Origin of the sequence: Streptomyces sp. TSRI0281, assembly GCF_001905125.1 — a bacterium.
Lineage (GTDB): Bacteria > Actinomycetota > Actinomycetes > Streptomycetales > Streptomycetaceae > Streptomyces.
Map to the genome: position 1 here is coordinate 39,239 of NZ_LWLE01000017.1, position 13,899 is coordinate 53,137.

General features: G+C 71.2%; 13 protein-coding genes. 6 read left to right on the forward strand and 7 right to left on the reverse strand.

Going from position 1 to position 13,899, the window contains the following annotated elements; genetic code table 11:
- The first annotated feature begins 37 nt into the window (after positions 1-37).
- The 4 genes from yczE (at position 38) to A6A29_RS23195 (ending at position 3,526) form a co-directional block, all read left to right on the forward strand.
- The gene (yczE, locus tag A6A29_RS23180) at positions 38-706 is read left to right on the forward strand and encodes a membrane protein YczE (protein WP_073722517.1); all 669 of its coding nucleotides are present in this window, start codon (positions 38-40) and stop codon (positions 704-706) included.
- The gene (locus A6A29_RS23185; protein ID WP_073722518.1) at positions 703-1,467 is read left to right on the forward strand and encodes a glycerophosphodiester phosphodiesterase family protein; all 765 of its coding nucleotides are present in this window, start codon (positions 703-705) and stop codon (positions 1,465-1,467) included. Before yczE ends, A6A29_RS23185 begins: the two co-directional genes overlap by 4 nt.
- Before the next feature lie 46 nt (positions 1,468-1,513).
- The gene (locus A6A29_RS23190) at positions 1,514-2,887 is read left to right on the forward strand and encodes an MFS transporter (protein WP_073722519.1); all 1,374 of its coding nucleotides are present in this window, start codon (positions 1,514-1,516) and stop codon (positions 2,885-2,887) included.
- A gap of 264 nt (positions 2,888-3,151) precedes the next feature.
- The gene (locus tag A6A29_RS23195) at positions 3,152-3,526 is read left to right on the forward strand and encodes an RNA polymerase-binding protein RbpA (protein ID WP_003959706.1); all 375 of its coding nucleotides are present in this window, start codon (positions 3,152-3,154) and stop codon (positions 3,524-3,526) included.
- A gap of 224 nt (positions 3,527-3,750) precedes the next feature.
- On the opposite strand, the gene fxsA is transcribed toward A6A29_RS23195, so the two are convergent.
- From fxsA to A6A29_RS23215, 4 genes are all read right to left on the reverse strand, one after another.
- Entirely contained in the window at positions 3,751-4,350 is a 600-nt protein-coding gene (fxsA, locus tag A6A29_RS23200; protein WP_073722520.1) for an FxsA family membrane protein, read from the reverse strand.
- A gap of 123 nt (positions 4,351-4,473) precedes the next feature.
- The gene (locus tag A6A29_RS23205) at positions 4,474-5,241 is read right to left on the reverse strand and encodes a polyprenol monophosphomannose synthase (protein ID WP_073722521.1); all 768 of its coding nucleotides are present in this window, start codon (positions 5,239-5,241) and stop codon (positions 4,474-4,476) included.
- A 553-nt stretch (positions 5,242-5,794) separates the two neighbouring features.
- On the reverse strand, positions 5,795-7,441 hold the full coding sequence (locus A6A29_RS23210) for an amidohydrolase (RefSeq protein WP_073722522.1): 1,647 nt from the start codon (positions 7,439-7,441) through the stop codon (positions 5,795-5,797).
- 92 nt (positions 7,442-7,533) lie between these two features.
- Entirely contained in the window at positions 7,534-7,974 is a 441-nt protein-coding gene (locus A6A29_RS23215) for an Lrp/AsnC family transcriptional regulator (protein WP_073722523.1), read from the reverse strand.
- 202 nt (positions 7,975-8,176) lie between these two features.
- On the opposite strand from A6A29_RS23215, the gene A6A29_RS23220 reads away from it, so the two are divergent.
- The gene (locus A6A29_RS23220) at positions 8,177-8,575 is read left to right on the forward strand and encodes a hypothetical protein (RefSeq protein ID WP_073722524.1); all 399 of its coding nucleotides are present in this window, start codon (positions 8,177-8,179) and stop codon (positions 8,573-8,575) included.
- A 579-nt stretch (positions 8,576-9,154) separates the two neighbouring features.
- On the opposite strand, the gene A6A29_RS23230 is transcribed toward A6A29_RS23220, so the two are convergent.
- Positions 9,155-10,327 carry an acyl-CoA dehydrogenase family protein gene (locus A6A29_RS23230; RefSeq protein ID WP_073722526.1) on the reverse strand — a complete coding sequence of 391 codons (1,173 nt, stop codon included), beginning with the start codon at positions 10,325-10,327 and terminating at the stop codon, positions 9,155-9,157.
- 406 nt (positions 10,328-10,733) lie between these two features.
- On the opposite strand from A6A29_RS23230, the gene A6A29_RS23235 reads away from it, so the two are divergent.
- Positions 10,734-12,011, forward strand: a complete 1,278-nt coding sequence (locus A6A29_RS23235) for a glycoside hydrolase family 18 protein (RefSeq protein ID WP_073722527.1) — start codon at positions 10,734-10,736, stop codon at positions 12,009-12,011.
- Between the two features lie 95 nt (positions 12,012-12,106).
- Here the strand turns inward: A6A29_RS23235 and A6A29_RS44205 are convergent, their stop codons facing one another.
- Together A6A29_RS44205 and A6A29_RS23240 are read right to left on the reverse strand one after the other, a co-directional pair.
- A complete protein-coding gene (locus A6A29_RS44205; protein WP_107468295.1) occupies positions 12,107-12,259 on the reverse strand; it encodes an SCO1431 family membrane protein in 153 nt (50 codons plus the stop codon).
- Positions 12,260-12,494: 235 nt separating this feature from the next.
- Positions 12,495-13,874, reverse strand: coding sequence for a peptidase C39 family protein (locus A6A29_RS23240; protein WP_073722528.1), 1,380 nt, complete (start codon positions 13,872-13,874; stop codon positions 12,495-12,497).
- Positions 13,875-13,899: the final 25 nt, after the last annotated feature.

The window sequence follows — 13,899 nt, forward strand, 5'->3', positions numbered from 1 at the left end:
CGCAGCAGTCCACTACCACCACAGCAGGGGGCACCACGTGTTCAGGACAACCGCCCGGAGCGGCACCCATCTCACCCGGCGGCTGGTCCAGCTGTACGTCGGCCTGGCGCTGTACGGCGCGAGTGCGGCGGCCCTCGTACGGGCCGGACTCGGCCTGGAGCCGTGGGGCGTGCTGCACCAGGGCCTCACCGAACTGACCGGCATCTCCATCGGCGTCGTCTCGATCATCGTCGGCGCAGTCGTGCTGCTGCTGTGGATCCCGCTCCGGCAGCGCCCCGGGCTCGGCACCGTGTCCAACGTCTTCGTGGTCGGCCTGGCCATGGACGGCACCCTCGCCCTGCTGCCGGAGGCGCACGGGCTCGGGGCGCGTGTCCCGCTGATGCTCGCCGGTGTCCTGTTCAACGGGGTGGCGACGGGGCTCTACATCACGGCCCGGTTCGGCCCCGGCCCGCGCGACGGACTGATGACCGGCCTGAACCGGGTCACCGGACGGTCCATCCGGCTGGTCCGCACGGCGATCGAGGTGGCCGTCGTGGTCACCGGCTTCCTGCTCGGCGGCTCGCTCGGCGTCGGCACGGTCCTGTACGCGCTGGCGATCGGCCCGCTCGCCCAGGTCTTCCTTCGCGTCTTCGCCGTCCCGTCGCCCGCCGAGGACCCCGGGGCCGTTGCCGCCCCGACACCGGAGCGGGCCATACTGCCGCAGTGAACTCTGGACGCCACCCCTATCTGGACCACCCCACGACGATTCCGTTCGCCCATCGCGGCGGGGCGGCGGACGGGGTGGAGAACACCGCGGCCGCGTTCCGCCGGGCGGCCGCGGCGGGCTACCGCTACTTCGAGACCGATGTGCACACCACGGCCGACGGCCGGCTGGTCGCCTTCCACGACGCCACGCTGGACCGGGTGACGGACGGCCGGGGACGGATATCCGAACTGCCGTGGAGTCAGGTGCGGCGGGCCAGGGTGGCGGGCAGTGAACCGCTGGCGCTCTTCGAGGAGCTGCTGGAGGAGTTCCCCGGGGCCCGCTGGAACGTCGACCTGAAGACGGAGTCCGCGCTCGCGCCGCTCCTCGCCCTGATCCGCCGCGCCGATGCCTGGGACCGGGTGTGCGTCGGCTCGTTCTCGGAGGCGAGGGTGGCCAGGGCGCAGCGCGCGGCCGGTGGGCGCCTGGCCACGTCGTACGGGGTGCGCGGCGTCCTGGGCCTGCGGCTTCGCTCGTACGGCATTCCGGCGGCGCTGCGCGCGGGTGCCGTGTGCGCGCAGGTCCCCGAGAGCCAGAACGGCATCCGGGTCGTCGACCGGAGTTTCGTCCGTACGGCGCATGCGCGCGGACTCCAGGTCCATGTCTGGACGGTGAACGAACCGGAACGGATGACAGCGCTCCTGGACCTCGGAGTGGATGGCATCATGACCGATCACATCGAGACGCTGCGAACGGTGCTGAGTGAGCGGGGGGCCTGGGCATGACGCCGGTCCGTCCACGTAGGCACGGGGACGACCGAGGGGGCGCGGGTTGAGCACGGGAACCACAGGGACGGCCGGTCCGGCGGAGCTGCCGCCGGACACCGGAGCGGCGGCCGCCCGCCTGCGGGAGCAACGCGGCTGGTACTTCTACGACTTCGCCTGCTCCGTCTACTCCACCAGCGTGCTCACCGTCTTCCTCGGCCCCTATCTGACGTCGATAGCCAAGGCCGCGGCCGACCCGGACGGGTTCGTCCACCCGCTGGGCATACCCGTGCGGGCCGGATCGCTGTTCGCGTACGCCGTCTCGGCGTCCGTCGTGGTGGCCGTGGTGCTGATGCCGATCGTGGGCGCCGCCGCGGACCGTTCGGGCCGCAAGAAGCCGCTGCTCGCGGCGGCCGCCTATGTCGGCGCGGCGGCGACGACCGGAATGTTCTTCCTGGACGGCCACCGCTATCTGCTGGGCGCCTTCCTGCTGATCGTCGCCAACGCGTCGATCTCCGTGTCGATGGTGCTCTACAACTCCTATCTCCCGCAGATCGCCGAGCCGGAGGAGCGGGACGCGGTCTCCTCCCGCGGCTGGGCCTTCGGGTACACCTCGGGCGCGCTGGTCCTGATGCTGAATCTGGTCCTCTACACGGGCCACGACTCGTTCGGGCTCTCGGAGTCCGACGCGGTGCGCGTCTGTCTCGCCTCGGCGGGTGTGTGGTGGGGCGCCTTCACCCTCATACCGCTGCGCCGGCTGCGCGACCGCCGGGTGGCACCGGACGGCGAGGGGGCGGTCGGCTCGGGCTGGCGCCAGCTGATGGCCACCCTGCGCGACATGCGCCGCCACCCCCTCACGCTGTCCTTCCTGCTCGCGTACCTCGTCTACAACGACGGGGTGCAGACGGTGATCTCACAGGCATCGGTGTACGGCTCCGAGGAGCTGGGCCTCGATCAGACGACGCTGATCACGGCGGTGCTGCTGGTGCAGGTGCTCGCGGTGGCGGGTGCCCTGGGGATGGGGCGGCTCGCCCGGGTGTACGGCGCGAAGCACACGATTTTGGCCTCACTGGTGATCTGGACGCTGATCCTGGTCGCCGCCTACTTCCTGCCCGCCGACGCGCCCGCCTTCTTCTACGCCCTGGCGGCGGCGATCGGGCTGGTGCTGGGCGGAAGTCAGGCACTGTCCCGTTCGCTCTTCTCGCACCTGGTGCCGCGCGGGAAGGAGGCCGAGTACTTCTCCGCGTACGAGATGAGCGACCGCGGCCTGAGCTGGCTGGGGCCGCTGGTCTTCGGTGTGGCGTACCAGCTGACCGGCAGTTACCGGGAGGCGATCATCTCGCTGGTCCTCTTCTTCGTACTCGGTTCCGTACTGCTCGCGAGGGTCCCGGTACGGCAGGCCGTGGCGGCCGCGGGCAACCCGGTTCCGGACCGGATTTAGACGTTGCAGTGAAAGGCCGGTAGTGTACGCCTTTGGCCTGCCCGGAGGACCGTTACTGCGAGTGGAAGCAACAGAACCGTTGGGTGACACCTTCCACCAGATGTGACAAACCGGGCATTGGTGGGTACTCAACCCTGAAAAAGCAGCGGCACGACGGGCGACGCATGACCGGCAACGGGAATCTTTACCGCCGACCGGACGTTGACCGGATGACGACGACAGCGACTTCTGTCCTGTGGGCGACAAGCCCGGGAGGCACGATTCATGAGTGAGCGAGCTCTCCGCGGCACGCGACTCGTGGTTACCAGCTACGAGACGGACCGCGGCATCGATCTGGCCCCGCGCCAGGCGGTGGAGTACGCATGCCAGAACGGACATCGATTTGAGATGCCGTTCTCGGTAGAGGCGGAAATTCCGCCGGAGTGGGAGTGCAAGGCGTGCGGCGCCCAGGCACTCCTGGTGGACGGGGATGGCCCCGAGGAGAAGAAGGGCAAGCCTGCGCGTACGCACTGGGACATGCTCATGGAGCGGCGCACCCGCGAGGAGCTGGAGGAGGTGCTGGCCGAGAGGCTGGCGGTTCTGCGCTCCGGAGCCATGAACATTGCCGTGCACCCGCGGGACAGCAGGAAATCTGCCTGACCGCGTAACACCGCATAGAAGAGCCGCGGGCCCGTGACACAGAATTCTGTGTCACGGGCCCGCGGCTCTTCGCTGTGCGCGCCCGCGGCTCCCTGCTGTGCGCTCCTCCCGGACCCGCGGCTTCCCGGTCGCGGTCGCGGTGCACGCTCCGACCTGCGGCTCGGGCGGCGGAGCGCCCCGTCGGGCGGGGCCCGGACGGGGCGCTCCCGGCCCGGTTGCGGCCGTCAGGGGTTCAGGGGCGGGCGCGGGCCCCGGGCGTCGTCATCGGGGCGTGAGGGCGCCTGTGTGCCGTCCTCGCGGATGACCTCGCCCTGGACGACCTTTCCGTCCGGCCGGTGCATACGGGCCTGCTGGAAGGCGCCCGAGAGGCTGTCGGGCGACGCGGCCCGGATCCGGCGCTCCAGGGAACGCTCCGCGTACCGGCCGATCATCGTGCGGACCGGCGGCACCAGCAGGAGCAGCCCCGCCACGTCCGAGATCATGCCGGGGATCATCAGCAGCAGGCCGCCCAGCATCAGGAAGCCGTTGCCCTTGGTGCCCGCAGGAGCGGTGGGCGGGGTGGCGGGGGCGCCGGGCTGCCCCGGCATCTGCTGAAGAGTCTCGGTGAGATTACGGAAGGCGCGCCGCCCGGCCCGTTTGATGACCACGGCTCCGAGGACGCCGCCGGCCACCAGGAGCAGCAGGACGGTGAGCCCGCCCGCCGCGCCGGCCACCACGGTCAGCAGCCAGATCTCCAGCACCAGCCAGGCGGCGATGCCGAGCGGCAGGAAGGTGCGGGCGCGTGAGCGCTTCGGACGGGTCGGGGGCGGTGTGCCGGTCGTCATGCCCCCAGTGTGCCCGTAAGGGCGTGCAAGTGGCGTAAGGGGGTGATCATGACGCGACGGCGGCGGACCCTCGGGCGGCCGGGGCCCCCGAGGCAGCTGAGACCCCCGAGGCAGCCGGGAGCCTCAGGAGTGCTTGCGGCCCAGGACCTTGTTGGTCCGGGTCGTGATGCCCCAGCCGGTGACCCGCCACAGCGCCTCGACGAGGATGTCCCGGCTCATCTTCGAGTCGCCGACCTCGCGGTCCACGAAAGTGATCGGCACCTCGACCACGTGGTAGCCCGCTTCGACGGCGCGGCGGGCGAGGTCCACCTGGAAGCAGTAGCCCTGCGAGGCGACCTCGTCGAGACCGAGGCCCTTGAGGGTCTCGGTGCGGAAGGCGCGGTAGCCGCCGGTGACGTCCCGGACCGAGAGGCCGAGGGCGAGGCGGGAGTACAGGCTGCCGCCCCGGGAGATCATTTCGCGGCTCTTGGGCCAGTTGACCACCCGGCCGCCCGGAACCCAGCGGGAGCCGAGGACCAGGTCCGCGCCCTTGAGCGCGGTGAGCAGCCTGGGCAGTTCCTCGGGCTGGTGGGAGCCGTCCGCGTCCATCTCGACCAGAACGCCGTAGCCGTGCTCGGAGCCCCAGTCGAAGCCCGCCAGATAGGCCGCGCCGAGTCCTTCCTTGCCCTTGCGGTGCAGGACATGGACCTTGTCGTCCTGGGCCGCGATCTCATCGGCGGCCTTGCCCGTGCCGTCGGGGCTGTTGTCGTCGGCGACCAGGATGTCGGCCTCCGGCACGGCGGCGCGCACGCGGTCGACGATCGGCTTGATGTTCTCGACCTCGTTGTAGGTCGGAATGATCACCAAGACCTTGCCGAGCGGGCCGTACTGCCTCTGACCGCCGTCGTTCACTGCTGCCCCTTAAAGTCCGTACGCAGACGCACACCATATCGAGCGCATCGCGGCCGGACTCCGACGCGGTCGCACAGCCGCACCACGCAGGTCGGGGCAGACCCGTGGAACCAGGGACAGAACTGACGGCCGGAGCCGCGGACATCACTGCGGATCGGGGCCCGGCGCCCTTCGGGCCGACCTGGGGCCCGCTGGCTGCGGGTCGACCGAAAGCCGTTGTCTACTGAACGTCCGGGCCCCACCCGGGTCACACCCTCCGTCCGGCTGAAACCTTCCCTCGCCCCCGAGGCGCGGACGCTGAACCTGGCTGTCAGTGGTGGTGCGCCGGTGCGGCACACCACCCCATGACCCAGCGGCGTTCGACGACTGCGTGGAGGTTTAACCGGTCGGACGTCCTGTGGTGGACTCGGCCGAACCTACCGGCCCGTGGGCGCGTTCTGTCAACAGTCGCTCGACCTGCGGCTTTTGCCCAAATTGCCTGGTCAGTGCCGGAGATCCGCAGGTCGCGGCAGAATGCGTACGCCTTCGATCGGCGGTACGAAATGTCCGCACGTCACTCGTTCGGCCGTACGTAGACAGTTTGTCCGAACACCACCGTGCGCAGGCAGACGGGGAGTTCGGCTCCGGGGGTGAGATCGGGCAGGCCGGGGGTGCCGGACCGGGGGTCGGTCGACCAGCGGGCGACCCGGTCGTCGGGCGCCTGGACCAGCAGTTCCTCGGTCCGCCAGATCGCGTAGTCGGCCGGGGCGCCGGGCACCAGGAGCCCCGCGTCGTCGCGGCCGACGGCCCGCCAGCCGCCACGGGTGTGGGCGGTGAAACCGGCCCGTACGGAGATCCGGTGCTCGGGTGTCCGGTGGAAGGCGGCGGCCCGCACCGTCCCCCACGGGTCCAGCGGGGTGACCGGGCTGTCCGAGCCGAAGGCGAGCGGCACACCGGCGCGCAGCAGGGCCGCGTACGGGTTGAGGGTCGCCGCCCGCTCGGCACCGAGGCGCTGGGCGTACATGCCGTCCGCGCCGCCCCAGGCCGCGTCGAAGGCGGGCTGGACGGAGGCGGTGAGGCCCAGTTCGGCGAAGGCGGCGACGGTCTCGGGGGTGAGCATCTCGGCGTGTTCGACACGGTGGCGGGCCGCGCGGATCCGGGCGAGCCCGAGGGTCCCGGCAGCGGCCCGCACACCGTCGACGACGGCGGAGACGGCGGCGTCGCCGATGGCGTGGAAGCCCGCCTGGAGCCCCGCCTCGGTGCACGCGGTGACATGGGCGGCGATCCGCGCGGCGTCCAGGTGCGCGGTACCGGTGTGCGGGGCATCCGCGTAGGGCTCGTGCAGGCAGGCGGTGTGCGAGCCGAGGGAACCGTCGACGAAGAGGTCCCCTGCCGCGCCGATCGCGCCGAGCTCCCGGACGCGGCGCGCGCCCTTCTCGTCGGCGACCGGCTCGGCCCAGAGCCCGAAGACCCGCGGCCCGGGATGCTCGGCGGCGAGCTTCAGGAGGCCGGTGAAGTCCTCCTCGTCGGAGATGTCGGGTCCCGCGCACTCGTGGACGGCGCCGATGCCGAGCGAGGCGGCGTGACTCAGCGCGGCACGCTGGGCGTCCGCGCGCTGCCGCGCCGAGAGCGCGCCGTGCGCGGCGGACCGCACGGCATGGTGGGCGGCGCCGGTCAACGGCTCGTCGGGGTGATATCCGGTCATCGCCGTGACGCCCGGAACGAGGTCCAGCAGGGCGGTCGTGACGACCGCGGAGTGCACATCGATCCGGGGCAGATAGACGGCCCGGCCGTCTGCCGCCGCGTCGAGTTCACCGCGCGTCGGGTGGCGCCGCTCGGGCCAGCGGGCCGCGTCCCAGCCGTGTCCGAGCAGCACCCGGTCGACGGGGCGACTCTTTGCGAACGCACGTACGAGATCAAGGGCTTCGGCGAGCGTGCGGGCACCGGAGAGGTCGAGCCCGGTCAGAGCCAGACCGGTCGCCGTGGTGTGCACATGAGCGTCCGTGAAGGCCGGGGTGACAAGGGCTCCTTCGAGGTCGACCACATCGTCGACGCCGCTCGCGAAGGCATCGGCGGCCCCTTCGGAACCCACCCAGGCGACATGCCCGCGTTCGACGACCATCGCAGTGGCGAATGGATCGGCCGGGCTGTGGACGTCTCCACCGCGCAGCAGCACGGTGCGGTGTTCGGGGGCGCTCTGGGAGGCGGTGCTGTCGGTCATGGGACCAGTCTCGCGCCTGCACGGAGCCCTCCGCTCCGCACCCCCCTCGTCGACGGGACAGCCCTCCGGCCGCCCGCACGGCCTCCGGGACCTCAGATGTGCGGCGGCCGCGCCTCGTACGGGGTGGACAGCACGACGGTCGTACGCGTGGACACACCGGCCAGCGTGCGGATCCGGGTGAGCAGGTGCTCCAGTGCCAGCGGGGTCGCCACACGCACCTTGAGGATGTAGTTCTCGTCCCCTGCGACGCTGTGGCACGCCTCCAGCTCCGGCACCCCGGCAAGCCGCTCCGCGATGTCGTCCGGCGCGCTCGGGTCGAACGGCTTCACCGAGATGAACGCGGTGAGGGGCAGGCCGACGGCCTCGGGGTCGACGACCGCGGCGTAACCGCGGATCACCCCGCGCTGCTCCAGCCGGCGGACGCGCTGATGAACGGCCGAGGTGGACAGGCCCGTGGCCTTGCCCAGGTCGGTGTAGCTCATCCGCCCGTCCTTGACGAGCAACTCCACAATCTGACGGTCCAGCTCCTCCATGCGGATCAACCTATGGCCCCAGGTCCCTCGCGGCACACCCGTGGGGGCCCAGGAAGGGCACCTACGGGCGGCATGTGATGAATGCCACAGGTTTACGGGTGGGTAGGCAACGGCCTCGCGGTTACGGCCCGCGCGCGACGGGAAGTGCTTGCTGTGGCCGAGGGCGTGGCGCCTTGCCGGCCCACCCGAGGGGGGAATTCCCATGCAGAGCCTGAAGCTCACCGGACGTACCGAACCCGAACCCGCTGATCCGGACGAGGACGGCGCGCCCGACGCGTACGACACGTTCGAGATGTTCCGAGTGATCTGCCCGGACTGCACGCAGCCGATCGCGCTCCTGGCCGACGAGGACGTCCTCCCGGAGCACGCGCTGTGCCCTACCCCGTGGAACCCGTTCGTCCTCACGGTGTGCGCCGGAACCGGGCGCGGCGCCTCGGACGCGCGGGCCGCCGACGAGTCGCTGGAGGTCCAGGAGCAGGAGACGGCACTGCTGTTGACGCTCCCTCAGGGCCTCGACTGGCGGATGCAGCCCTTCTCCCACGCCGGTGGGCCCGGCTCGCGCCCGTTGCAGGCGTCGCCGATGCGGCGACACGCGGCCTGACGGCTCCTCACTCCTGCGCCGCACCACGACGGACCGGCCGACGTGGTGCCCGCAGCAAGCGAATCCGCCGCTCCCAGGTGAGCCCGGGACAGCCCTCGGCGTCCGTCATGCGTGCGCGTCATCCGTGCGCGTCGCGCGGCCCGGGCAGGGGCGAACTGGCGCCCGAATCGGCCGGACAGTGACCCGTCGGCGCCGGTCGGCGTTGGCCCGTCATGACGATGCTGCAGGCAACAGCCGGCCCCGGTCGCCGCCGTCTCGTACCCCCGGCTTCCGAAGAATCGGTTCCGCAGCCGGTGCCGCAACCGGGCCCGCCATCCGCGTCGCAGCCCGGTGTCCCCACCGCACCCGTGGCCCAGCCGTCACCACCCCGCCCCGCCGCCCGGTCACTGCCGCGTTCCGTCCCGCAGCCCACGCCCCGGGCGACCGGGCGGTCCTCCATGACACCCGCTGCCGAACCGCCCATCTACCTGGCCGTGCTGCGGCATTGGGAGAGCGCCGGGCGGACTCTGCCGGGCCGCCATGACCAGGAGTGGAACCGGATCATGGCCACACCCGTGTGGTCGGAGGGGCCCTTCCGGGTCAGCGCGTCTCGGGACCCGCGAGGTGGCGGGCGATGACCATGCGCTGGATCTGATTGGTCCCTTCGACGATCTGCAGCACCTTGGCCTCGCGCATCAGCCGCTCGACCGGGAAGTCGAGGGTGTAGCCGTAGCCGCCGAGCACCTGCACCGCGTCGATGGTCACCCGCATCGCCGCGTCCGTGCAGAACAGCTTCGCCATGGCGGCCTGCCGCGAGAAGGGCTGCCCCGCGTCACGCAGCCGGGCCGCCTCCAGATAGAGCGCGCGGCCCGCCTCGATCTGGGTGGCCATGTCGGCGATCATGAAGCGCAGCCCCTGGAAGTCCGCGATGGGGCGGCCGAACTGGTGGCGTCCGGTGGCGTATCCGACCGCTTCGTCCAGGGCCGCCTGCGCGACACCGATGGCACAGGCGGCGATCCCCAGCCGCCCGGAGTCGAGCGCGGACAGCGCGATGGCGAAGCCCTGCCCCTCCTCGCCGATGCGGCGGTCGTCGCCGATCCGTACGCCGTCGAAGTGGAGTTGGGCGGTGGGCGAGCCCTTCATGCCCATCTTCTTCTCGGGAACGGCCGCGTTCAGACCCTCGGCATCGCCGGGGACGAGGAAGGCGGTGATGCCGCGCGGGCCCTCGGCGCCGGTGCGGGCCAGCACGGTGTAGAAGTCGGCGATACCGCCGTGCGTGATCCAGGCCTTGGTGCCGGTGATGATCCAGTCGTCACCGTCCCGTACCGCCTTCGTGCGCAGCGAGGCGGCGTCGGAGCCCGAGGAGGGTTCGGAGAGGCAGTAGGCGCCCAGCAGACCGCCCGAGAGCATGGCGGGGAGGTGCGAGGCCCGCTGCTCCTCGGTGCCGTATCCGGCGAGCGCGTGGCAGGCCAGCGAGTGGACGCTGACGCCGAGGCCGACCGTGAGCCTGGCCGCGGCCAGTTCCTCCAGCACCTGGAGATAGACCTCGTAGGGCTGATCGCCACCGCCGTGCGCGGAGTCGTAGGGCAGTCCGAGCAGCCCGGACTCGGAGAGCAGGGTGAAGACCTCGCGCGGGAACGTGCCCGCTTCCTCCTCCTCGGCGGCCCGGGGAGCGATCTCCTTCGACACGATGTCGCGCACGAGCGCGACGAGCTGCCGGGACTCCTCGGTGGGCAGACGGCGTTCCACCAGCTGCGGGGCACGGTCGGACATGACGGCGCTCTCCTCCCTGTCGGGCGTTGCGGCGGTCGCGCGCGCGGGGTGTGCGCGGCGCCGCCGGGTGATCTCCCGGGCCGCGCCCGGGAAAAGCGGTACTCCGCAACCGATCCTGCCTTCTCGGATCACGAGAGGCGCTGGCCAGCGGCTGTGGCGGTTGAGTATGCCCGATGGGAGCGCTTGCGTCACGAGGTGCCCGCAGGACCGACGGTCATGGAAATTGGTACGAACCATTGACCCAACTGGTCTAGTCCTTCTACGGTTCCACCGAACGCCTTACCGCGTTCATGCCAACTCGCACGGAGCTCGGCGGCGCACCGGAACCCACCTGTGCGCGGGTCCTCCCGTGCGGCGCCCGACCTTGCACCCCCCACGCTCAAGCCCTCCCCCACGAGGAGCCACGATGTTCACATCGCACCGTCCCCGCGCCCGGTTCCGGGCGCTCGCCGCGGCCGCTTGTACGGCCGCCCTCGGCGCCACTCTGCTCGGCGTCGCGGGTACGTCATCAGCCGGCGCGGCCCCCGCCCCCCACCAACAGGCGGCAGCTCCCGCCGCCTCCGAGGCCGCCCCCACCGCGGCCGGTGACAAGGTGGTTGGATACTTCACCAACTGGGGTGTCTACGACCGCAATTACCACGTCAAGAACATCGAGACGTCGGGTTCCGCGAACAAGCTCACGCACATCAACTACGCCTTCGGCAACGTCACCGGAGGCAAGTGCTCCATCGGCGACTCCTACGCCGACTACGAGAAGGCGTACACCGCCGACCAGTCGGTCGACGGGGTGGCCGACACCTGGGACCAGGAGCTGCGCGGCAACTTCAACCAGCTGCGCAAGCTGAAGAAGCTGCACCCGGACCTCAAGATCCTCTGGTCCTTCGGCGGCTGGACCTGGTCGGGCGGATTCGGAGAGGCGGCCAAGAACCCGGCCGCGTTCGCCGAGTCCTGCTACAACCTGGTCGAGGATCCCCGCTGGGCCGATGTCTTCGACGGCATCGACATCGACTGGGAGTACCCCAACGCCTGTGGCCTGACCTGCGACACCAGCGGCCGCGACGCCTACGGCAATCTGCTGTCCGCGCTGCGCACCAAGTTCGGCACCGGCAACCTGGTCACCTCGGCGATCACCGCCGACGGCTCGGACGGCGGCAAGATCGACGCCGTGGACTACGCGGGAGCGGCGAAGTACCTCGACTGGTACAACCCGATGACGTACGACTTCTTCGGCGCCTGGGACGCGAAGGGCCCGACGGCTCCGCACTCCCCGCTGACCTCCTACACCGGCATTCCGCAGGAGGGCTTCAACACCGACGCCGCGATCTCCAAGCTCAAGGGGCTCGGCATCCCGTCCGAGAAGCTGCTGCTCGGCATCGGCTTCTACGGCCGCGGCTGGACCGGGGTCACCCAGTCCGAGCCGGGCGGTACGGCGACGGGTGCGGCAGCGGGCACGTACGAGGCGGGCATCGAGGACTACAAGGTCCTCAAGAGCAGCTGCCCGGCGACGGGCACCGTCGCCGGAACGGCCTACGCCCACTGCGGCACCAACTGGTGGAGCTACGACACCCCGGCCACCATCGGCTCGAAGATGCAGTACAAGAACCAGCAGGGCCTGGGAGGCACCTTCTTCTGGGAGCTGAGCGGTGACACCACCGACGGCGAACTGATCAAGGCGATCAACTAACACCGACGGATCGCACATGAGGGGCGGGGAGCCGGGCGGGCTCCCCGCCCCTCCCGCGTGCGCGGATCACACGTGCGCGAACACACGTGCGCGGATCACATCAGTCCGGCCTGGGTGACGAACATGGCGAGCACGACCACGAGCGTCCAGCCCAGAATGTTCTCCAGCAGCTTGGACCGGTCCCCGGGGCCCCCGGTACGGGCGCGGCGGGCATGGTTCGCGTTCTCGGCGGCGGCTGTCTCGGTCATGGCATCCCACTCGTTCGTGCGGTTGTGGACGTCCCCCCGGTGACCCGACCACAGTGCCGCAGAAGCGGTCCCGGGAGAAGGAGATCCCCGTCACTGCGGAGCACGACGGGAGGGAGGGCGGGGGCGGGGCAGGCCGCTGCCGCACGGGATACGGGGCGCCGAGGCCCGTCGGGCACGGACCCGCTGTGCCCGACGCCACACCCCGACCACGCGCCCCCGTCATCGTCGAGTGCCCTCAGCCGATGCCCAGCCCGCGCAGCACCCAGGTCTGCGCCGCCGTCGGCCGCGCCGGCCAGTAGACGTAGCAGACCCCGCCCGTACCGCTCCTGACCTTGCCGTTCGCGTCGTAGCGCTTGGTGCGGAGCCAGATGTTCTCCCATTCGCGCCGCCGGTAGACCCGGCGCACGGCCGGGTTGTCGGGTGACGCGGGGTCGTTGGCGATGATGTCGCCCTGGGCGGTGAAGCCGATGACCGTCATCAGATGGCCGGAGGTCCCGTAGCCCGCCCCGGTCAGCTCCTCCTTGAGGAAGGACTGGGACGTGATCACGGGGATGCCGACCCGGACCAGTTTCTCCACGTCGGTGAGGGAGCCGAGCCGGGTGACGACGGCGCTCATGTCGTGGTACGTGGCCGCGTAGGCGGCGTTGAAGGGCCAGTTGCCGCACCCCTCGTACTGATAGTCGAAGGTGTACCGGGCCGCGTGGCAGATCTGCGGGTCGGCGAGGCCCGGTTTCACCCAGGCGAGGTCCTCCGCCGTGGGCCTGCGCCCCCAGTACTCGATGATCATCTGCGAGGAGGTGGGGCTGCACCAGGCCTCGCCGCCGTTGTCGTACTCGGGGTACTCCCCCACATGGACGTTCTGCGAGTAGCGCGGCACCCGCAGTTCCCGGGTGAGCCCGGGGGTGCTGGCCGGGACCGTGAAACGGTCGGGGACGTCCGAGGCCATCGCGCCGAGCCGCCGGACCGTCGGGGTGAGCCCGCTGCCGGGGGCGCGGTACAGGGTCACCCGCAGCCGGTACGAGGCCAGCCGCAGCCCGCTCGCCGGGTCGTCCACGGCGAAGGTGTCGGTCCAGACGGAACTCCTGCCGTCGCTCTGGTCGTCCACAGAGGTACGCCGGATGTCGCCGTCGCCCGCCGCCCAGCGCCCCATCACGAACCACGGCGTCGCGGTCCCGTCCGAGTATTCGCCGCTCAGCTCGATCCGGATCCAGGTACCCGCCGGGGTGTCGGCGTTCCAGGAGGCGATCACTTCGGTCGCCGGCACCGTGGAGCGGTGGACCGGCGAGGTCCAGGTCGCGTACTCCCAGGTGGCGGACTTCCCGGTGTGCGGGTCGGTGTAGTCGGTGGTCCCGGCGGGGGTGGCGATCACCAGGCCCGGCCTGCGGCCCGCCGTGGCACGGGTTCCGTCGCCGGAACCGCAGCGCCAGTCGGTGTACGTACTCCAGAAACGGTTGTCCACGTCGCAGGCCGCCGCCCAGGGCGCCGGGGTCCGGCGGGAGGAGCCGGAGGAGGGAGCCGCCGCCGCCGCGGGACCGGCGGACACCACCGGGCCGGCCGCCGCCGCTGCCGCGAGTGCGGCGGTCAGTACGGTTCTGCGTGAAGTCGGTCTGGTCATGGGCGAGACCCCCGGTCGTGAGCGG

Bases quoted from the DNA above. Each gene is read 5' to 3' on its own strand.
- A6A29_RS23235 (WP_073722527.1), top strand. From the start codon at position 10,734: ATGTTCACATCGCACCGTCCCCGCGCCCGGTTCCGGGCGCTCGCCGCG.
- fxsA (WP_073722520.1), bottom strand. From the start codon at position 4,350: ATGACGACCGGCACACCGCCCCCGACCCGTCCGAAGCGCTCACGCGCC.
- A6A29_RS23195 (WP_003959706.1), top strand. From the start codon at position 3,152: ATGAGTGAGCGAGCTCTCCGCGGCACGCGACTCGTGGTTACCAGCTAC.
- A6A29_RS23240 (WP_073722528.1), bottom strand. From the start codon at position 13,874: ATGACCAGACCGACTTCACGCAGAACCGTACTGACCGCCGCACTCGCG.
- A6A29_RS23220 (WP_073722524.1), top strand. From the start codon at position 8,177: ATGCAGAGCCTGAAGCTCACCGGACGTACCGAACCCGAACCCGCTGAT.
- A6A29_RS23215 (WP_073722523.1), bottom strand. From the start codon at position 7,974: ATGGAGGAGCTGGACCGTCAGATTGTGGAGTTGCTCGTCAAGGACGGG.
- A6A29_RS23210 (WP_073722522.1), bottom strand. From the start codon at position 7,441: ATGACCGACAGCACCGCCTCCCAGAGCGCCCCCGAACACCGCACCGTG.
- A6A29_RS23230 (WP_073722526.1), bottom strand. From the start codon at position 10,327: ATGTCCGACCGTGCCCCGCAGCTGGTGGAACGCCGTCTGCCCACCGAG.
- A6A29_RS44205 (WP_107468295.1), bottom strand. From the start codon at position 12,259: ATGACCGAGACAGCCGCCGCCGAGAACGCGAACCATGCCCGCCGCGCC.